Genomic DNA, 19,789 nt, shown 5'->3' on the forward strand with positions numbered 1-19,789 from the left:
GACAGCAAGGAGCGAGTAAAAATGAGCACATTGAACAGTGCGCAGGAAGCCGTCGACACCGTCGCCAACCAAGCCATTTACGCCGCGTTGCAACAGACCTTCGCCGTGGGCGGCGCCATCATCAACAACGCCACGGGCGAACTGATCGCCGTGATGCACAACAACGTGCTGATGCCGTTTCCCGGTAACACCACGACTTTCTTCCTGCCCCACGACCCCACCGCCCACGGCGAGCGGCAGCTGGTGGACTGGTATTACCAGAATGCGGCGCGGCTGAGCCTGCCACCGCCCAATCAGTTAACCATCGTCACCACGCTGGACCCCTGCGCCATGTGCGCCGGTTCACTGCTGACAGCAGGATTCAACGTCGCCGTCAGTGCGATCGATGACTACGCCGGCATCAACTACAACAGCCAGTTCAACTTTCCGACACTTGCCCCGCAAATCCGCGAGCAAGCGCAGAGCACTTGGGCCTATTACGCCATTGCAGCGCCGGTCAGCCGGGCGTATCAGGGTTCGACCAGCCCGGTGTTCGGTGGCCAGAGCATCGATTCGGCGGCGTACTTCCTCTGCAGCTCCATCTTCTCTGCAAGCGTCAACACCGTGCGCGACGCCAGCAACAACAGCGGCCTGCCACCCGATCAGCTGAAAAACCCCGCCACCTTGCCCGCCAATAGCAAAGTCCGCCAGGCACTCACGGCCCTCAGCCCGTTCGCGATGACCGTTCAATCGGCCAACCCCCGCGATCCCGGCGCCGAACTCGCCCCGTCACTGGTTAAAACCGCGCAACAGAGCAAGGTATTCAACTCGGTGGCATTGATCGATCCATTCGGCAACCTTCTGGTGTGCCAGGGCGGCGCGGAGCACCAGTCGCCGATTCGCACAGCCTTCATGGAAACCACCCGCAACTACGCGGTCATGCGCTGGACCCTGATGAACGACCCCGACCCGGCCGTGCGCGCTGAAGCAGGCGAATACCTGACCCATCCCAAGTACGGCACCTTCGTTTTCCTCTACGCCCCCGACCCGACAACCCCGCAAGCCGTCATGACCTTCGGCGCCTACGGATCCACCATGGAAGGCCCGGTGCCCCAGAGCTATCCGTCGAACCTGCAATACGTGCTGCTGCCAGGCAACACCACGGCACAAACGTTATCGAAACTGGCCCAGAACCTGCCGCCGTTCTACACGCAAAGCGTGCAAGTTGCCCCCGCCCAGGTACTGAGCCAGGACTTGATCAACGCGGTCAAAAACGGCGTGTAATCCACCCCCGGCCGGCCCCGCGCAAGCATCCGCGAGGCCGGCCCGACACCCACGTAAAAATAGTCTGAATTCAGGGGTTTACAGAAGCCGCCCAATCGCTATAATCGTCGCCCTAACACGCCGGTATAGCTCAGTTGGTAGAGCAACTGACTTGTAATCAGTAGGTCCCGGGTTCGATTCCTGGTGCCGGCACCATACAAAACAAGGCCTCGCAGCGATGCGGGGCCTTGTTGTATCTAGCGCACGTACCAACGCACGTACCAAGCCCTACGATAAAGGTGCTATGCCCATGGATTGGCTGCAGTTCTTCTCCTCGATAATCAGCTCACTTGCCTGGCCAACTGCAGTTTTGGGTCTGGCCCTACTGATGCGCCATCCGCTGGCCAAGCTGATTCCGATGGTTCGAACACTCAAGTACAAAGACTTGCACATTGATCTCAGCGAGAAACTCGAGGCAGTTAAAGATGAACTGGTGGCACAGACGCCAGCCAATGACCCCCTACTTCCATTTGTCCCACCGCCAAGCGTTCTGGAGCTAGCACGCATAGACCCGCGCGCAGCCATTCTCGGCGCTTGGGTGGATGTCGAAAGAGCGACGATGGAGTATGCGACCAAAGCTGGCATCTCCCCCAATGGCTCTCTGATTACGATCGCTAACGAGCTTCACGTAATGGACGCAATTAGTGACCTGGAGTTCGACACACTCAGGAAGCTTCGTCGCATCCGAAATGATGCTGTTCACCTCTCTAATCACCAGGTTAGCTACGAAGAGGCAGTCAACATGGCGGACATGTGCCAGTGGCTTGCCCATCGATTGAAAATGCTAACTAGCGGCCTCCCTTCTGGAGTCTCTGCGCAAAACAAAGTCCAGTAGTGCTGGATCTAAATGGCTAATGCCTTTCTGAAGGGAAACGAGAGCGGAGCTCACCAAGGCCCCCCTCGCCGTGCGGTTTCGCCATTTTTATATTGACCCACGGGAAAGAGGTTAGGAAGGTAAGTTTTTTGCCGCCCCTTCTCAAAGCCCTGTTCTGCGCGGCTTTGCAGTCGGTGCCATAGGTTAGCTTTAGGGTTATGAGAGGTAATTTCCTAACCTTTATAACTGTTAAAAACTCATTAAATAAATACCTTATAAATCAATATCTTACAATTTACTAACCTCAAACCTAACCATAACTAACCCTCCAAAGTTAGCGCCCAAGCCCAACAAACACGGGGTCTGCACAGCAGCCATCCCCCCCATCTTCAAAAACTAACCCTTTCCCCGAGTCGCGTCTCAGAATCGCCTTGAGACCTCGCTCCAACCACGCCCTCAAAACAGCCCACCCTCGCAGGGATTCGCAGGCTTTTTCACCCCTATCAATGCCAGAGCAAGCCCAGCCAGGCCCGCGTCGCAGCACCTGCAGGGCGTGCAGAAAAAGCGCCCCATTTAGCCCGCAGGCGTGGCGGGGGGACGACGGCGCGCGCCAAGTCAAAACACCATCAGACCCCGATAGTGCTGCAAAATAACGAAGGGAGACATCACGATGGCCCGAGGTCGTGGGCTGTTGACAACGGCGAACGATTCAACCGAGCCACAGAACGCTTTGTGACCATGATCAGCAGCGGATGGCCAGGAGCCTCCGACTATGAATAAGTCTCCACCCACCGGTGATCGCAATTGCAAAATGGCGTGGCATCGCAATCGGCACCCCCATGGGTGATGATGTAAAAAAAGAAAATATTGGAGGCGTCAATGCTCGAGCGCATCGAAGAATGGAAGCGGATTTTCGATTTCGAAGAGAATGCCATCACTAAGGCCTTAACCCGAATGGCTTGGGATGTTGCCGCTTTTTCGTGCGTAGTTGAAATGGTGAGGCAAGCCCCATCGGTCGATGGCGAAAAGCAGCTCAATAGCCTGGTAATGGACATGTTGGCGTCCGGTTTCTGGGCAGGAACCATGCAGGGAATCCGGCGGCTGGTCGAGAAGGAGCCTATTCGCGGACGTAAAAGCGTGTGCTCACTGGGTGGATTAATTGCCGACATTCGCGCTTCACGCAGAAAGCTTACGCGCGAGGTCTATGTCAAAGATATTGCTGGCTTGGAATACAACTACCTCCGCACCCGCGCCGCGAGCGATGCCTATGCCACGGAGCAGCTTCGGCAGGGGAACCACAGTTACTGGGTACCGATCGAATTACACTACGAGCTTGCGATGAAACGGCACAAGGAGTTTGATTGGCTCAGCGGGGTGACCGCGAATATCTCTAGGCATGATGATCTCATTCGGGAGGAAATATTCGACATGCTTGAATCCCGTTTGGAGCGACTATCTTCCGTAATTGATCACGTCAACGTCGAGATTGCCCATGCTGCGACAGAGGCAAGCCGTGAAGGGAGAGTTTTGGAGCGCTGGGGCCTGACTGACGCCAAGCAGGCTATGCGCGAGATTGCTGAGGTTGCACATGTAGTGGGTTCCTGGTTCTGCTATAGCGGCGCAGGCACTGTGTTACCCGTTGCACAATTCGACCAGTTCAAGCATCTAGATAGTCCGATGTTCACTGGCGATCGTGCCAAACTGGAAGCCGTATGGACGGAATTTGATCGCGAGGCGCAGCAATGGCATCAAGTGGATCCGACCGAGTGGATGAACGTAAAGTGAGACCGCCAAGGTGTGGGGGCTTTTTTTTGTAAGCAAAGAAGCCAGTCCCCTAGACTTGATGACCAACCCCCACCGTCTGGTTTTACGCACTGACCGCCACTTACTCGCAAAGGTAAACGCCCGTGACCGTCGACAACATTGATCCCAGCTTTGAAGCCGATTTTCTCAAGAAGCGCCTCAGCGATTTACACCAGACCCATCCGGGCGAGGCGACACTGACGGCTGCCATCTTGCAAACCCTGGACTACCAGAAAACCATAATCCGTAACGAGTTGCAGGTGCGCGGCATGGTCATTGCGCTGGGATACAAACTGTCCAAGAAACGAGCCAGCGGTGTACCTGGGCTAAAGGGGTGGTTAGCCCAGTTTGTTAAAGACGGTGCCTTGAGTGCCGAGCAGGCGGCAGCGTTTACGGCGCAAGCCGAGGCGATCTACGCATGAGCCGCGACAATGCAGTAGGCGACGCGCTTGCCGCGTACAACCTGCCACATGCGATCCACGAGCAGGCGCTGAAACTGCTGGCCAACATCGCCCAGGCGCGCACCGCGGCCGACTGCCATCGCGCGGCGGACCGTGCCGAAGGCTTCGGCCTGGGGGTTGAGACGGTTAAGGCGCTGAACGCGGCAAGCATCGAGGCGCTGTACCTGGCGTTTGAACACGCCGCGACGGCGCGGCTGATGGTGCTGGAGCACTGATTGGCGACGTCACATTAAGGAGGACGTGTTGCGCGCTCTGGTCGAGCACCCCGCGGTGCGTTCGCGACGAGATAAGGCGCGCACCTGCGCGAGCTTCACCGCGGTGGGCCGGGTTTTGCCGATGGCATTGGGTTGAAGGGCTTTAGCGTCTAGCTGTGACGGGGCACGGGTCTGAACTCCAAGCAAAAAAAAACCGCCTGGTAAGGGCGGCTTTTTCGTCGAAAGCCCAGTTAGTGGCCGGGCTTTCTTACTCACAGGGAGCATTCACGTACCGACAGAGTACAAGGTGGCACTTGCAGTGGCAATAATTAACGATTGGCGGTTTTGGGGCGTGCGTAAAACACAAGATGTAGTGATGGGTGCGGCCTTTTTTGGTAAAAAAGTCCATCTTTGATGGTTTTTTGTGCAATCGAGCAAATATCCCCATTTTTGTGAAAAAAATCTTCCCCCCGCCAAAGCCCCGTAGTGTCTACCTCTGGCCGAAAAAGTGCTCTTTTATACACAGCCAATGCGCCGATACGCCCCACCACGTTGGAAATTAATTCGTTACCATGCAGGCACTCGCACGGTGTCTGTAACTGCCGCGCGACGGCCTTCTGACACGGGCTTGTAATCCGTGCGGATAACTCAGAAGGCGTCCATCAGCTTAGCCGCCTCACAGGGAGCATTCACGTGATCCCAAAGGCACACAAGTCCGATGAGTGTGCTGGAGGTTTGGCCCAACCATAGGGGTCAAGGCATGTTGAAATATTTGAAACATGCGTGGGATTTCGTGGTGGTTTGTGTGCGTGTACATCACGCCGTTGAACTGCTGCTAGATCACTTAGATGACCTGAAATAAGGTCGCCAAAATGGACCGCTTCAGCTTAGGTTGAAGCGGTTTTTTTGCCCATAAGAAAGCCGCCCGAAGGCGGCAGTACTGTCATTGACTCAAGCGCCTACTTGGCGCGCCTATAACCAGTTGAAGTAAATCAACTCATTGGCCTGCTTGCCGCCCTGCCCCCCCACCATATGCCGGAACGGCACCTCCTTCAGGCGAAGCCCAGAGAACACTTCTCGAATCTGCGGGTGGTCGTTGATTGAGATAACCATCCGGCCCTTGATCGATGCCGCCAATTCAGCCATCAGCTGGTATTGCTCGAAATTGAATGCACCAGGTGCGTACCCGGCCGTTTCCCAATAAGGCGGATCAAGGTAAAACAGTGTGTGCGGACGATCGTAACGCCGGATGCATTCCTTCCAATCGAGATGCTCGATCGTGGTTCTGGCCAGTCGTAGGTGCGCCTCACTGAGCCGCTCCTCAATTCGCAACAGATTCAACCTGGGCGGCGAAGTGGTCGCGGTACCGAAGGTGCGCCCCGTTGGTTTGGCACCGAAGCACTGCTGCTGCAGATAGAAAAACCGAGCAGCCCGCTGAATATCGGTCAGCGTTTCCGGGATCTGCATGTTGGTCCACTCGAACATCTTGCGGCTGACCAACGACCAACGAAACTGCCGGACCAGTTCCTCCAGGTGATGCGCCACCACCCGGTACAGGTTGACGACCTCACCATCAAAGTCGTTGATGACCTCAACGTGGCTCTGCTCTTTCATGAAGAACAATGCTGCGCCACCGCAGAACGGCTCGACATAACATTCGTGCTCTGGGAACTCAGGCAGGATGTGTTTGGCCATGCGGCGCTTTCCGCCCATCCAAGGGAAAATCGGTGTAGACATAAGTGATCCTTGTCTCTGCTATTGGATTCGCTTAGGCTTCGCACCCCCTGCGCAGTGGGGCGAGGCCTTGGGTTGGATCACTCGGAATGCTCGAGTGGTACGACGTCGGGCTGGTGCTTCAACACCAGCTCGTCGCCTCGTTTATTCACTGCGCGGGTTTTACTTCCCCTCTCCAAGCTCAAACGGCTTGAAGCGAATAACCTCCTCGCCCAGCCATTCGTTGAATTGCAGCAGGCGCGCCTGCAGGGGCTCCAGCTCGTTCAGTCCCCACACCTGGGCGGCTTCGCGCATCGACCCAAAGCCCCCCGAGTTCTGCGGCACGATGCCCATCAGTTGGGGATAAATCCGCAAAGCCGCGAGCAGATCGTCACGACTGATGTTTTTGATCGAGCCAAAATCATCCTTGGCCGCGACTTCGCTGATAGGTATCAACTGGATGCCGTCTTTCTTCCCACCAGGTGCATACATGAACAGGTTGCGGAAGTTGCCCGGGCCTTTGCTGCTCTTCATGGCACCGCGCAGGTCAGTGACGAAGTCTTCGTTCTGCGCCGCGTCGGTCATGTACAGAATGAAGCCTGCATGACTGCCGTTCTGGTAGTACTTGCGCCGGAACAGAGTCGCTGCCTCGTTCAGCAAGGCGCTCTGCAGCGCCGACAGCCACTCCGGTAAGCCGTAGATCTCCTGGTTGATGTCGGCCTCCCGCAGATGGCAGATGCTGTCTTTGCGAAACTCATGTTCGTCACGCCAGCCACGCACCTGGAAGTAACTCCCCTCCTCGACGCCTCGACGCACAAACTTGGCCATCGCCGGCAACAACCCCAACGCTTGGCGCAGCATGTTGTCGCGCTTCTCCAGGTAGGTGTTGCCGCACCAGATGAAATCCAGGGCCACCTGCTCGAAGGCCTGGCGGCTGAGCAGTTTGTGCGGAATGAAGGTTCGAGCCAGGGCATTGCGTTTGAAGTTGAGCCCCGATTGCAGGTACACGCTGGCCCGGGTCGACTTGGCCAAACCATCCAGCGACAGCGGCGGCTCGTACCAACGCCCGTTCGACCAGCACTCCAGGTAGTCGAGGATCTCCCGGCCATCGAGCACCGGTACCGGATCACCAAAGGTGAATGCATGGGACTGACTCTGCGCAGGAAGCGCCTCAACCAGATCAGTAGTCATCAACAAATCTCCATGATGCCGGTGTTGGCAGCGGTCTGCCCTTCCAGCGGCTCGTTGTGCAGGGCGTGGAACAATGCCCACGCCAAGTCGGCGTGACCGGTTTCGTCATTACGACCGGCCGTATAAGTGAACTGCCGCCCTGAAGCGGTGATAGTTTTGCGGATGGCCATCAGGCTGGAGGCCATGTCGGTCCAGCCGGCATCGAATTCGAGGCGTCCGTTCTTGATCACGTCGTAGGCCTTGAGTACCAGACGGGTTTTCACTTCGGGCGAATAGCTGAAGGTGGTGACGGCCGGGAAGAACTGGCGCACCAGCTGGGCCACGCCGCTGCCCAGACCGGTAACATCGACGCCGATGTAGGTCACCCAGTAGCGCTTGGTCACCTGGCGGATGGCCTCAGCCTGTGCCGCGAAGTCCATACCCCGGAACTGATGACGCTCAAGCACGCGGAATTTGCCGCCCGGTACCAGCGGTGGTGCCACAACTATGAGTCCGGCGCTGTCACCGGTTTCGGCCGGGTCGTAGCCTACCCACACCTGCCGGTCGCCAAAGGGACGTGCTGCGAACGGTTTGTAATCCTCACCCCACTCCACCCAGCTATCGACCATGCAGGGCTGAAGCATTTGCAACGGGAAGATCGAGGCGCCGTCGTCGACAAACTGGCACATCAGCAAATTGGCGAATTGCTCGGGGTTGTACTCGAAGCGCAGCTCCTCCAGGTCGAACAGATCGCAACCACGTTGTTCGGCATCAAGAATCGTGACGATCTGGCGCCAGATACGGTCCTCGCACAGCCGGCCCTGCCCCAGCGCGTCGTGGCTTACGTCCAGCTTGAGGTGTTGAGCGGTCGGTTTACCCTTGTTGAAACGCTCGCCGGTCCACAACTTGTAGGCTTCGTGGGCCATGCTCGACGGGGTCGAAAAGTAGGTCTTGCGCCAGTGCTTGTGCAGCGCCATGCCCGAGGCAACTTTGTTGAGCTCCTCGAATTTGTGGGTCCAGAAGAATTCGTCGAAGTAGAAGTTGCCTGAGCGGCCCTGCGCCGTGCGGTAGTTGGTCCCGAGAAAATGCAACTCGGCGCCGTTGGCCAGCACGATCGGATCGCCCGTCAGTTGCCGGCCAAGCACATCACTGACGAACGCCTGCATGTAGTTCTTGAACTGGTGGGCCTGAGCCTTACTGGCGGACAGGAAAATCTGGTTGCGCCCGGTCTTGAGCGCATCGATCAGTGCCTCGCGGGCAAAGTAATAGGTCGCCCCGATCTGCCGGCTCTTGAGCAGCATCCGAGTGCGCTGGTTCATCGACCGATACCAGTCGAGCTGGTACTCGAAACAGCCATCTCGAAACGCTTCTTCCAACTTCTCGAAGTCATCCTCGGAGAAGTCGTTACGCTTGGGTTGTTTCTTCGGTTCAGCGTTACGCGCGGCCAGCTTCGGATTGAGGTCGGTTTCGGTACCGCCACCCTGGAACCGCTGAATGCGTGCCTGCCGCTCCAGTTGCCGATGCAGCAGGTCGATTTCCTTGAAGTCCCCCCCGGACTTGCCCTCTTTGAGGATCAACTGCACCAGGCGTGCTTCCAACGCACCACCGATGCGCTCGACATTGTCTGCCCGGTCCCAGTCGTCGCGGGCCTTCCAGGAGTGAATGGTTTTCTCTTTCTCGCTCAGGAAGTCGGCAATATCGGTGACGCGCCAACCCGTCCAGTACAAAAACTTGGCCTGGCGGCGAGGGTCCATCGGTGGGTGGGCGGCTTCATTCATGACGCAGATGCTGCCGTCACGCGCGCGAAGCCCCTAACGCCGCGACCTGTAAGACCGCCAGCTACAGTCCAGCCTCATTGCTCGCCGCGTGCCCGCTGCCGACCATGGCCTCAACGCTACCTGCCACCGCAGCCAACGCATTGAGGCCTCACCCATGAAAAAGAAATTTCGCTCCAAGTGGACTCGCATCGCCGTCGAAGGCGCGACTACCGAGGGGAATCTTCTCTACTGACGCTGCGGCTGAGTATTCGAAGTCAGTGGGCCGAGAAGTTCGGGTTGAAGAGATTCAACCGGTAGTGATCGCACTGGTCGCGCAGAACATCATCATGCGACGAGGGCACGGGATTTACGCGATTACGGATCAGTTTGTTCAAGAGATCTGGCTTGAAGAGCGGGCTTTGATCGAGGGGAGTTAGGTCGATGGCTCTTGGGCCGAATGGGCAACGCGCTGTCGTTGACAGCAACCCAGGTAGCCAGAACCTTTAAGGCTACGCCACACCGTGATGGTTCTTCCAAAGTGCGATTAGCGTCCGGCGGCTCGCACGGTCACAGCGATGTGATGGATGCCTACTTTTACCAGTGTTTCCCTTTCATAGCTCCCCTGCAGCCCCGCCTTTACATCGACTGCATAACCACCCGAGCTCCCTTGGCAAGGTTGGCCGACAGCTCCTCCTTCGTCTGCCGCTCTTGCTTCCACGCCTGCTGCCCCGGTCCGTTTCTCCATGACTCGCTGAGCGGGCTATGGTCGACCGTGTCGAAGCCAAATTGGTCGTAAAGCCTCGTCACCAGCGCTACTGCGTCGGGGAAATCACTTGAAGCCGCCAAGGCTAGACGGCCAGGGGCTCCAGTGGGCATGCCCCATTTTGTGATCCGGGGCGCCTGAATATGGGTGAAAGCTTTGACTACTCGGGAGGCTGGCAGGTGTTCCTGGCGCAGTTGGTGTTCGGTTTTTTCGCCTGAATCGATGATTGGGATATGACCGTCCCGCCAGATCATGTAGTTGTTGGTGTCGATGACGATTTTCCCCGCCAGTTCTTTCACGGGCATGTCGTTGGTCACTTTCAAGGGGACGGCTACAACGACGAAATCGCCCGCCGAAGCTGCGTCCGCAGCAGTAGCGCCGCGCGCCGCCGGGCCCAGTTCGTCAATGAGGGGTTGCAGCGTCTCGGGGCCTCGCGAGTTCGCAATCACCACGTTGTAGCCGTTCGCAATGGCGGCCCTCGCGATCTGGCTGCCGACTTCGCCGGCGCCAATTATGCCGATGGTGGTCATGGGTCGGTCTACTTTATTAGTGGATTCAAACACCCAGGCCGCCAGAGACGTCGATAGCGCCACCAGTGATGTAGCCGGCGTTCGGCCCTGCTAAAAAGCAAACTGTGGCCGAGACTTCCTCGAGTGTCGCGATCCGACGGATGGGGTGCAGGTCCAGAAGCGCCTCTGGCACGCCGGTGTTGAGCACCTCTGCCGCCATGTCAGTCGGCATTACGCCGGGCTGTACAACATTGACGGTGATGTTGCGTGCGCCAAGGTCACGGGCAACGCCTCTCGCATAACCGGCTATCGCGGCCTTGGTTCCTGCGTAGTCGGCAGCACCAGCGAAGGGCACGCGGCTCCCCAGCAGTGACCCGATGAAAATGATTCGACCGCCTTCTGTCAGCACCGGGGCAGCGGCGCGAGTGGTGGCTATCGCCCCCATCACGTTGACCTGCCATTGGTGATCAAGCTTGGCCGTCTCCAGCTGCGGGTCATCCACCAACTGGCCTTGAACCGCAATGGCAGCGTTATTGACGAGGATGTCGAGTTTGCCGAAGTGAGCAAGCACCTTCTCGATCAGCGGTTTGGCAGCCGAACTGTCGGCTTGATCGCTTTTGATCGCGATGGCACGCACGCCCTTGGCCTTCAACGTCTCGACGACCGCCTCCGCTTTTTCGACGGATGCGACGTAGCTGATCGCTACATCGGCGCCTTGTTCGGCAAGCGCTTGCGCAACACCCGCCCCCAAACCACGCGATCCGCCCGTCACGAGTGCTACTTTGCCAGCCAATAATTTATTCATGAAAACCTCAACGATGCTGAAAGGATTCGTAACGGTCATTACGCTAACGAACGTTATGGAATTGGACGTCCACCGTCAAGCGATTTAATATCGACCATTACGAAAAACCGGCAGGGGCAAATTTAATGGGGCGTCAGCGTGAGTTCGACGTAGACACAGCCTTGGACGCGGCACTCTGTGTCTTTTGGCGCAAAGGCTACGAAGGCGCGTCGTATACCGACCTGACGCAGGCCACGGGTGTGGAAAGGCCCGCGCTCTACTCGGCATTCGGTAACAAGGAAGCGTTGTTTCGCCAAGCGCTGGAACGTTATTACGGCCGTTACCTGGATTTTTACCCTGCGGCACTGGACCAGCCCACCTCTCGGGAAGTCGCCCGCGAGATTCTGTACAAGGCAGCCGAACTGCAAACCCGTTACCCGGACCGCACCGGATGCCTGGGGATCCACGGTGCCCTGGCGGGCACGGACGACGCAGAACCGGTGAGGCGGATGCTGATCGATGCGCGCGCAGCCGGCGAAAATGCGCTACGCGAGCGCTTTGAACGGGCCAAAGCGGAAGGCGACCTGCCGCCAACAGCCAATTGCGCGGCGCTGGCCGTTTTCTTGCTGGCGGTGCTCCACGGTATGGCTGTTCAAGCTAAGGCCGGATTCAGTCGCGAAGTGCTGGAGTTGGTGGCTGAGCAGGCCTTGTCGACGTGGCCATCGAACAACCCATCTCCCGCTCCAGGTGCCGCTGACTGAACCCGTTCTCTCGCGCCATCGTTGCGAAAAACAAAGCCCCCGTATCACTACGAGGGCTTTGTCATTTTCAGGCTTGGGACAATCAGTGCCCGGCGCTCTGCCCACCATCCACGTGCAGGATTTCACCCGTCACGAAGTTGGCCGAGTCCAGGTACACCACCGCCTGCGCAATGTCGCTGATTTCGCCCATGTGCCCAACCGGATGCAGGGCGCCCAGTGCCGCGTGGGTTTCTTCGCCGTGCATTGGCGTCTTGATGATGCCAGGGCTCACCGCGTTTACCCGGATGCCGCGTTTGGCGTATTCGATCGCCAGGGATTTGGTCGCGGCGTTCAGGCCGCCTTTGGTCAGCGAGGCCAGGACCGATGGCACGCCATCAATGGCGTGGTCGACCAGGCTGGTGGTGATGTTCACCACGTGGCCGCTGCCGTGTTTTTCCATTTCGGCGATGGCCAGTTGAGTGATGTAGAAGAAGCCGTTCAGGTTCACCGACAGCACGTTGGCGTAGTCTTCGGCGGTGTACTGGGTGAACGGTTTGGCGACGAAGATCCCGGCGTTGTTGATCAGGGTGTCGACGCGACCGAAACGATCGATGGCTTCACGGATGACTTTTTGCGCGACTTCCGGGTTGCCGATGTCGCCGGCCACGGTGAGGATGTCCGGGTCGGTGGACGGTTTGATCGAACGCGAGGTGGCGACGACTTTGTAGTCCAGGTCACGGAATGCCTTGACCATGCCTGCGCCCAGACCTTGGGAGGCGCCAGTGATAACGATGACTTTTTTCGAATTGCTCATGATGAACCTCTGCAAATAAAGAAATGATTTAGAAAGTAATCAGGCTTCGGCAGGGGCCTCGGCCATTTGTCTCAACATCTGTTCGTAGTACTCGACCGATTGCGAACCCGACACCAGGTGACGACCGTTGAGGACCATGGCCGGGACCGAGTTGATGCCGCGCTGCTGGTAAAACCCTTCCAGTTCACGCACTTCCTGGGCGTACGCCCCGCTGGCCAACACCTCTTGCGCCGCGGCTGCATCCAGACCGGCTTCGGCAGCCAGGCTAACCAGCGTCTGGCGGTCACTCGGGTTCTGGCCGTCGGTGAAGTAGGCGCGCAGCAGGATCTTCTTCAGTGCCACCTGCCGCCCCTCCTGCAATGCCCAGAACAACAAACGATGGGCATCGAAGGTGTTGTAGAAATGGCTGCGCTTCTCCAGATCGAACTTGAAACCGATGGCCTCGCCGCGAGCGATTTGCATGGCCTTGCCAGCTGCCACGTCTTGCGCGGTGCGTCCGTATTTGCGCATCAAGTGCTCGACGGCTTTTTCGCCTTCGGCGGGCATGTTCGGGTTCAGCTCGAATGGCTTGTAGGTCAGCTCAACCGAAATCTCATCGGCCACATTGGCAATCGCTTGCTCCAGTGCCGTCGCGCCCAATGCGCACCATGGGCACACCACGTCGGAGATGAAGTCGATGGAAACCTGCGCCGTCACGACTTGCCCCCCTCTTCCGTCAGCTGTTTTCGATACTCAGTGGTGGTAATCCCGGCGTAGCCCCAGTTATCGGTGTCGACTTCTTCGATCACGATGTGGGTCAGGTGCGGGTCCTTCTTGAGCACGCGTTGCAACGTCTCTGTGATTTCGGCGATCACCTGAGCTTTCTGCTCAGAGGTAACGCCGTCGCGGGTGATGCGTACGCTTACAAATGGCATGAGGAAGATCTCCAGTGACCTGCTCATCGGGATGATGGGTAGGTGTTGGAGCTAAATGTAGGCGTGTGGGGGATGGGGATAAAGGTGGGGGCGGGAACATCATTAGTTACGCGATGTAATCGGTTATCTCCAGCAAGAAAAAATGCGTAGAGAAAAAACGGTCAATCGGCTAGCCTTTGACTTATCTTAAATTTTAGATAAACGCTCAAGGATAAATCATGGCCATTCAATTCTTCGAAAGCCCGTTCCATGTCACCCATGATGACGAGGTCGCCAGCAAGATGGCTTTGAAAATGGAGCTGTCGATGTTCATCACTGACTGCCTCAAAACGCTCAACCTCAAGCAGAGCGAAGCGGCGACACGTTTGGGCATTGCGCAATCTCGCGTTTCAGAACTGGCCACCGGCAAGATCGAGAAATTCACGATCGATGCAATGATGGATATGCTGGATAAACTGGGCTTTCGCAGCACATTCTCCAGGTCGTCCAGCGACGCAGACGGCATGCCTCAAATCGTCATTTCCCGAGCTCAATCCTGCTAGACATTGAACCCCATTTTCCGAAGCTCTCTTTTGAGTTCTTTCAACCGATCTGCCACGACTTTCATTGCATGACGATCGGTTCTGTTCGTGGTCTTCAAGAACGAGTGGAGCACGAAAATGGTATCTGCAAATTTCGCAATGTAGAGGCATCGGTAGGCGGGACTGCCGTTGATGATCAACTCAATGACACCTGCGCCAACCGAACTCAGTTGTTTGATGGCCAACTGCGGATCAGCCCCGTATTGCACGCGCATCAGGTCTTTTCCAAACTCGTCCTGCACCCATTCCGGTAAGTCCTTGTATTCACGCGTTGCGGCTTCGTTTACGAAAGCAAACCTTTTCAATCGCTTGATCCCTGGCTGGCGCAGCCGATAGTTTTCGGCGTTCCAGTAGACGATTAACAGGGCGTTGCTTAGTAGTTACCGTCGGATGATTTGGCAGTAGGACGCTGCCTTTTTTGAAGTAGTCCGTCACTTTTCCGGGTAGTTTTTCAAACCTACGCCACCACCTAGCCACGATTGCGCAGCCCACTTTCTCCCGATACTTTCAAACCGTCGCTGCCAATTCAGCGACCGGGCCTGAGAACCTGAGTAAGATACGGGCGCACAAGCGCCTCCAGTCACGATTGCCGGCGCTTTTCTGTGTCAGCATCTCCGTGTAATGGCGGCTGTGCGTGGGAGACCTTCGGGGTCTGCCGGATTCCTGTATCTCCGGTTTCTCAGCCTGCGCATAGCTGCCACCCATTCGCCTGAGAACGAATAGGCAGCTCAAACTTTGATTCAGGAGTTTTCGCATGCCCACTATCACTCCGTCCAAAATTTGTACCTCGACTGTAGCGGTCGCTATCACCCTCGGCTCAAAAACCGGAGGTGCCCAATGACCTGCCCCAGCGATCTGAAAACCATCGGCTACACCCCCTTCTGCTACCACGACAACGAGCCACTGTTCCGCGTCTGTGGGGATGTTCCCATCATCAGCGCGCTCTCCCACGCCTCGGATTTGCTGCACATTTCCAAGCTGCTCGCAGCTGACGCCGCCATGGTTCGCGACAGCGACCGCCATGCCTGGGCGTCGCATTTTTTGCAGGATATGAGTAAGGCGATCATTGATGATGTGGTGAAGGTGCTTGAGGCGCCGATGCATAATCGGGGCGAGTAAAAGCGCGTATATCTCTGTAGGAGCGAGCCTGCTCGCGAAAAAACGTCCATACAACGTAGGCATTCAGACCACCCGCGTCACCGTTGACCTCCATCGCGGGCAAGCCCGCTCCTACAGGTGCTGTGGCAGACTCGGTAAGTAGGGTGCTCAACCAATTTTTTCGCGAAATGTGCCCCTCCCGAGACGAAAAAAAGCCCCGAACCAGTCGGGGCTTTCTTCTATCACCGAGCAATCATCAGAAGATGTTGATCGGGTAGTCCACGAACACACGCAGTTCGTTACCGCTGACGTTGTATTCGCTGGATTTCTGCGACACACGCAGAACCGAGCTACGCAGTTTCACGCTCAGGTCTTTGGCCGGGCCGCTTTGTACGACGTACTTGAACTGGTTGAAGATCTCGCGCTCGGTGCCGCCTTCGCTGGTGGACGTGGTGATGTTGTCACCGCGTACGTAGGCCACGTTGTAGCTCAGGCCGGGAATGCCGAATGCACTGAAGTCCAGGCCGTAGCCCAGTTGCCAGCTGCGTTCGTCTTCGGCGTTGAAGTCGGACCAGTAGGAGTTCGCCAGGTAGATGGTGTTGCCGCCATCGCCCACACGACCTTGATCCTTCTGGTAGCCGCCGTAGGCGTAGCCCAGGTTGCTGTCACCGGTGCTGCGCTGGTGCGCGATGGTGAACGAGTGCGGGCCGGTAGCGAAGGTAGCCGCCAGGCTCCAGATTTTGTTGTCGTCGCCGGTTACGCCGTTTTCGCGGACGTAGGAATTGTCCAGCTTGGTACGGTAACCGTTGAAGTCCAGGGTCAGGGACTGATCCTTGTCGATCGGGAACACGTAGTTGGCGTTCACGTACTGTTTTTTCAGCACGTCTTCAACGTCGGACGCGTACAGCGCGGCCTTGAACTGTTCGGTGAACTGGTAGCTACCGCCCAATACGTTGATCGACTTCAAGCCACCACTGTCACGGCCTTCGGCGCTTTTGCGCGATTCAGCAGTGAAGCGACCGGCATTCAGCTCCAGGCCCTTGATCTCCTTGGAGGTGATCATGGTGCCGGTGTAGCTTTCTGGCAGCAGACGCACGTTGTCGTAGCTCAGCACGGGCAGTGCCGGCATTTGGTCGCCGTAGGTCAGTACGGTGTTGGACAAGCGGAATTTCACTGCGCCGCCAGCCTTGGCCAGGTCGCCCGCCGGGTTGCCGCTGTCGCCTTCCTTGAAGAAGTCGATGCCCTGACCGCCGCTGTGGCTGCCACGGTCCAGGCGCAGGCCGTACAGGCCGAAGGCGTCAACGCCGACACCGATGGTGCCTTGGGTGAAGCCCGACGAGAAGTTACCGATGACGCCTTGACCCCATTCACGCTGGTCGTGGTTGCCGTCTTTCTTGTCACGATTGATGTAGGCATTGCGCAGCAGCACTTTAAGGCTGCTGTCTTCAACAAAACCCTTGGACTCGGCTTGGTCGTTGGCCATAGCCGAAGTAGCGCTCAACATCCCCAGAGCGATCAGACTGATTCGCTTATTTAACATTTTGTTTTTTTCCTGTTTACGGGTGGATACGCGCTGTGTCGAACGGCTGAAACGGCGCTGATGCACTCTTTTTTCACCTCGAAACAAAAAGGCCCGCCCACGAAACATCGCGGCGGGCCTTTTTATTATTTTGAGTCATGGCGGTTGGCCACAGGCGTTGGAGGGCATCCTAGTCGGGCCCGGAAGTCTGTGTCAATTTCATGAATCGTCTGAAGATAGGCGCAAAAGCTATAAGCGCCGACGAAATGAAGGGCTCACACGCGCAAGCATAAAAAACGCCGCCATCCTGGCAGCGTCTTGATCAATCCGTTGTTTATTCTTCTTATCCTTCTATCACATCCCACAACGCATCCAGTTCCGCCTCGCTGAATAAACCAGCGGGGTAACGCTCGATCATTGTCCGGCGCGGATCAGGTTCCCTGATCTGACGCGTTCCATTGGACTTCAACCAGTGCGCCAGGACCTGGAGCGATTCGCTGTTTACTGCCAGGGGGTGCGGTGCCCGCTTGCTCATCAAGTTCATTTCAGCGTTCATGTCCGCGCTCTCTCCCGGTTCGTGAGCGGCTAACTTATCCAAGGTTTATGACAGAACATCGAAGCTCTCCCCCTCCCCGTTTCACTTCATGACAGATACAAGAGCTGTGCCAAGGTGTCGCGACGGTCAGCGGACGGATACAAAAAAGCCCGCAGTCCTTGCGGGCTGCGGGCTTCTGGCCGAAGGTCAGAGATAAACCTTTATCCGACCGATTTTGTAAGGATCTCAGGCTGTTACGCCTGCACTCACTCTTTGTGCGGCGCCGGTTGTTGTTGAGTAAGGCAATGGATATTTCCGCCCCCCAGTAACAGTTCACGGCCCGGGACCATGACCACTTCGTGCTGCGGAAACAGGTTTTGCAGAATCTCCTTGGCCGGCCCATCCAGCGGGTCATCGAAGCTCGGCGCGATAATGCCGCCGTTGACGATCAGGAAATTCACGTAGGAACCGGCCAGGCGAACCGACGGATTGCGTTCCTGAGTGCCGTCCACCGGATCGACACCGGCGCATTCCTCTTCGGTGGCGTACAGCGGCCCCGGAATCGGCATCTTGTGCACCGTAAACGGGCGCCCCTGTGCATCGGTGCTGCCTTGCAGCACTTTCATCGCGGCCTGGCAGCGAGGGTAGTTCGGATCCTGCGGGTCGTCGGTCCAAGCCAGCAAGACTTCGCCCGGACGCACATAGCAACAAAAATTATCCACATGGCCGTCGGTTTCGTCGTTGAACAAACCGTCCGGCAGCCAGATGATTTTGTCCACGGACAGCTGCGCGCTGAGCACCGCTTCGATCTCTTCACGGCCCAGGTGAGGGTTGCGATTGCGGTTGAGCAGGCATTCTTCGGTGGTGATCAGGGTGCCCTCGCCATCGACGTGAATCGAGCCCCCCTCCAGCACGAAGCCTTCGGTGCGGTAACGCGGGCTGCGCTCGATTTCGAGGATCTTGCCGCCGACCTGCGAGTCGCGGTTCCACGGCGAATACAGGCCACCGTCAAAACCACCCCAGGCATTGAAGTCCCAGTTCACGCCACGAACTTCGCCACTGTTGTTGATGACGAACGTCGGACCGGTGTCGCGCACCCAGGCATCGTCGCTGGACATTTCCACGACGCGAATATTCGGCACGTCCAGGCGCGCACGGGCATTTTCGTACTGGCCGGCGGATACGGCGACGGTCACCGGTTCGAACCGGGCAATGGCCTTGGCCACCGCGACGTGAGCGGCTTGCGCCGGCTTGCCACCCAGGCGCCAGTTGTCCGGACGCTCGGGCCAGATCATCCAGGTCTGGGTTTGTGGGGCCCATTCGGCCGGCATGTAGAAACCGTCGGCGCGGGGGGTGCTGTTTAGTGTGGTCATGACGATCAGGACTCCAGAGAACCGTCGAGGGTTTTGATAGCACCATACAGGTTCGGACGGCGGTCGCGGAAGGAACCCCAGGCGCTGCGGATGTGCTCGAGCTCATCGAGGTCGAAACGGTGGACCAGCACGCCTTCCTCGGTTGTGTCGAGTTCCTGGACTTTCTCACCGAACAGGTTGGCGATGAACGACGAACCGTAGAAGGTAATGTCGTAACCGTCCTGTTCTTCGTTGCCGATGCGGTTGCTGGCGATTAGCGGCATCAGGTTGGCGCCGGCATGACCCTGTTGTACGCGCTGCCAATGATCACGGGACGAAATGGTCTTGTCGTGCGGCTCACTGCCGATGGCCGTCGGGTAGAGCAGAATTTCCGCGCCCTGCAACGCCATGCTGCGCGCGCATTCCGGGAACCACTGGTCCCAGCAGATGCCCACGCCGATTTTCGCGTAACGGGTGTTCCACACCTTGAAACCGGTATCGCCCGGGTTGAAGTAGTACTTCTCGTGATAGCCAGGGCCGTCCGGGATATGGCTTTTCCGATAAATCCCGAGGTTAGTGCCGTCGGCGTCGATGATCGCGATGCTGTTGAAACGCGCGCGGCCCGCCAGCTCATAAAAACTGATCGGCAGCACCACTTGCAGCTCTTTGGCGACCTTCTGGAAATGCTTGATGGCGACGTTGTCTTCAACGGTCGTGGCCAGTTGCAGGTAATCCGGGTTGGGCTTCTGGCAGAAGTACGGTGCCTCGAACAGTTCCTGGATCAGGATGATCTGCGCGCCCTTGGTCGCAGCCTCGCGCACCAGTCTTTCGGCGGTTTCCAGGTTGGCTTCCAAATCCCAGGAACAGGCCATCTGGGTGGCAGCGACGGTAACGATACGGCTCATGGATCATCTCCGGGCAAGTGCGCGACGATTGGGCATGGTTCATCCACGCCTCGGTATGTGC

Annotated in this window: 21 protein-coding genes, 1 tRNA gene and 1 pseudogene; 10 read left to right on the forward strand and 13 right to left on the reverse strand. The window is 57.5% G+C overall.

The features are described 5' to 3' along the window. Positions 1-21: 21 nt before the first annotated feature. The 6 genes from AB4N64_RS23575 to AB4N64_RS23600 all read left to right on the forward strand — a co-directional run bounded on the left by AB4N64_RS23575 (position 22) and on the right by AB4N64_RS23600 (position 4,595). Entirely contained in the window at positions 22-1,263 is a 1,242-nt protein-coding gene (locus AB4N64_RS23575) for a nucleoside deaminase (protein ID WP_460118989.1), read from the forward strand. Between the two features lie 119 nt (positions 1,264-1,382). Further along, positions 1,383-1,458 (forward strand) — tRNA-Thr (locus AB4N64_RS23580). Positions 1,459-1,552: 94 nt separating this feature from the next. Beyond that, positions 1,553-2,137, forward strand: a complete 585-nt coding sequence (locus AB4N64_RS23585; protein WP_460118991.1) for a hypothetical protein — start codon at positions 1,553-1,555, stop codon at positions 2,135-2,137. Between the two features lie 858 nt (positions 2,138-2,995). Further along, the gene (locus AB4N64_RS23590; protein WP_460118993.1) at positions 2,996-3,901 is read left to right on the forward strand and encodes a hypothetical protein; all 906 of its coding nucleotides are present in this window, start codon (positions 2,996-2,998) and stop codon (positions 3,899-3,901) included. 122 nt (positions 3,902-4,023) lie between these two features. Next, positions 4,024-4,341, forward strand: coding sequence for a hypothetical protein (locus tag AB4N64_RS23595; protein ID WP_460118995.1), 318 nt, complete (start codon positions 4,024-4,026; stop codon positions 4,339-4,341). Continuing rightward, complete coding sequence (locus AB4N64_RS23600; protein ID WP_460118996.1) at positions 4,338-4,595, forward strand: hypothetical protein; 258 nt, start codon at positions 4,338-4,340, stop codon at positions 4,593-4,595. Before AB4N64_RS23595 ends, AB4N64_RS23600 begins: the two co-directional genes overlap by 4 nt. Positions 4,596-5,546: 951 nt before the next feature. Here the strand turns inward: AB4N64_RS23600 and AB4N64_RS23605 are convergent. From AB4N64_RS23605 to AB4N64_RS23615, 3 genes are all read right to left on the reverse strand, one after another. Further along, positions 5,547-6,311, reverse strand: a complete 765-nt coding sequence (locus AB4N64_RS23605; RefSeq protein WP_460118998.1) for a DNA adenine methylase — start codon at positions 6,309-6,311, stop codon at positions 5,547-5,549. A gap of 159 nt (positions 6,312-6,470) precedes the next feature. Then, entirely contained in the window at positions 6,471-7,478 is a 1,008-nt protein-coding gene (locus AB4N64_RS23610) for a phage portal protein (RefSeq protein WP_460119000.1), read from the reverse strand. After that, complete coding sequence (locus AB4N64_RS23615; RefSeq protein WP_273921120.1) at positions 7,478-9,235, reverse strand: terminase ATPase subunit family protein; 1,758 nt, start codon at positions 9,233-9,235, stop codon at positions 7,478-7,480. The genes AB4N64_RS23610 and AB4N64_RS23615 overlap by 1 nt, the downstream gene beginning before the upstream one ends. Before the next feature lie 212 nt (positions 9,236-9,447). Here AB4N64_RS23615 and AB4N64_RS23620 point away from each other — a divergent pair. Next, a pseudogene (locus AB4N64_RS23620) lies at positions 9,448-9,651 on the forward strand (ATP-binding protein); the annotation flags it as partial. Between the two features lie 199 nt (positions 9,652-9,850). Here the strand turns inward: AB4N64_RS23620 and AB4N64_RS23625 are convergent. Both AB4N64_RS23625 and AB4N64_RS23630 read right to left on the reverse strand, forming a co-directional pair. Further along, positions 9,851-10,507: an NADPH-dependent F420 reductase gene (locus tag AB4N64_RS23625; protein WP_460119003.1), complete on the reverse strand. Its 657-nt coding sequence runs from the start codon at positions 10,505-10,507 to the stop codon at positions 9,851-9,853. A 25-nt stretch (positions 10,508-10,532) separates the two neighbouring features. After that, on the reverse strand, positions 10,533-11,291 hold the full coding sequence (locus AB4N64_RS23630) for an SDR family NAD(P)-dependent oxidoreductase (RefSeq protein WP_460119005.1): 759 nt from the start codon (positions 11,289-11,291) through the stop codon (positions 10,533-10,535). A 125-nt stretch (positions 11,292-11,416) separates the two neighbouring features. Between AB4N64_RS23630 and AB4N64_RS23635 the strand changes: the two genes are divergently transcribed. Beyond that, positions 11,417-12,031: a TetR/AcrR family transcriptional regulator gene (locus AB4N64_RS23635; RefSeq protein ID WP_460119007.1), complete on the forward strand. Its 615-nt coding sequence runs from the start codon at positions 11,417-11,419 to the stop codon at positions 12,029-12,031. Positions 12,032-12,113: 82 nt separating this feature from the next. Here AB4N64_RS23635 and AB4N64_RS23640 read toward each other — a convergent pair whose 3' ends face one another. From AB4N64_RS23640 to AB4N64_RS23650, 3 genes are read right to left on the reverse strand one after another with little or no spacing between them, the layout of a single operon-like run. Beyond that, the gene (locus tag AB4N64_RS23640) at positions 12,114-12,824 is read right to left on the reverse strand and encodes an SDR family NAD(P)-dependent oxidoreductase (protein ID WP_460119009.1); all 711 of its coding nucleotides are present in this window, start codon (positions 12,822-12,824) and stop codon (positions 12,114-12,116) included. 39 nt (positions 12,825-12,863) lie between these two features. After that, a complete protein-coding gene (locus AB4N64_RS23645; protein WP_460119011.1) occupies positions 12,864-13,520 on the reverse strand; it encodes a DsbA family oxidoreductase in 657 nt (218 codons plus the stop codon). After that, positions 13,517-13,738, reverse strand: coding sequence for a tautomerase family protein (locus AB4N64_RS23650; RefSeq protein ID WP_460119013.1), 222 nt, complete (start codon positions 13,736-13,738; stop codon positions 13,517-13,519). The genes AB4N64_RS23645 and AB4N64_RS23650 overlap by 4 nt, the downstream gene beginning before the upstream one ends. A 218-nt stretch (positions 13,739-13,956) precedes the next feature. Here AB4N64_RS23650 and AB4N64_RS23655 point away from each other — a divergent pair, with 218 nt between their 5' ends. Continuing rightward, positions 13,957-14,280, forward strand: a complete 324-nt coding sequence (locus tag AB4N64_RS23655; RefSeq protein ID WP_460119015.1) for a helix-turn-helix domain-containing protein — start codon at positions 13,957-13,959, stop codon at positions 14,278-14,280. On the opposite strand, the gene AB4N64_RS23660 is transcribed toward AB4N64_RS23655, so the two are convergent. Beyond that, entirely contained in the window at positions 14,277-14,624 is a 348-nt protein-coding gene (locus AB4N64_RS23660) for a type II toxin-antitoxin system RelE/ParE family toxin (RefSeq protein WP_460119017.1), read from the reverse strand. The genes AB4N64_RS23655 and AB4N64_RS23660 overlap by 4 nt on opposite strands. A 532-nt stretch (positions 14,625-15,156) precedes the next feature. Here AB4N64_RS23660 and AB4N64_RS23665 point away from each other — a divergent pair. Then, positions 15,157-15,438, forward strand: coding sequence for a DUF3077 domain-containing protein (locus AB4N64_RS23665; protein WP_460119019.1), 282 nt, complete (start codon positions 15,157-15,159; stop codon positions 15,436-15,438). Between the two features lie 235 nt (positions 15,439-15,673). On the opposite strand, the gene AB4N64_RS23670 is transcribed toward AB4N64_RS23665, so the two are convergent. The 4 genes from AB4N64_RS23670 to aguB form a co-directional block, all read right to left on the reverse strand. Continuing rightward, a complete protein-coding gene (locus tag AB4N64_RS23670) occupies positions 15,674-16,957 on the reverse strand; it encodes an OprD family porin (protein WP_460119021.1) in 1,284 nt (427 codons plus the stop codon). 322 nt (positions 16,958-17,279) lie between these two features. After that, positions 17,280-17,492 carry a hypothetical protein gene (locus AB4N64_RS23675; RefSeq protein ID WP_460119023.1) on the reverse strand — a complete coding sequence of 71 codons (213 nt, stop codon included), beginning with the start codon at positions 17,490-17,492 and terminating at the stop codon, positions 17,280-17,282. Between the two features lie 245 nt (positions 17,493-17,737). Then, entirely contained in the window at positions 17,738-18,844 is a 1,107-nt protein-coding gene (aguA, locus tag AB4N64_RS23680) for an agmatine deiminase (protein ID WP_460119025.1), read from the reverse strand. A 5-nt stretch (positions 18,845-18,849) separates the two neighbouring features. Then, positions 18,850-19,728 carry an N-carbamoylputrescine amidase gene (gene aguB / locus AB4N64_RS23685; protein WP_460119027.1) on the reverse strand — a complete coding sequence of 293 codons (879 nt, stop codon included), beginning with the start codon at positions 19,726-19,728 and terminating at the stop codon, positions 18,850-18,852. Between the last annotated feature and the right edge of the window lie 61 nt (positions 19,729-19,789).

The organism is Pseudomonas sp. S2_C03 (genome assembly GCF_054668405.1).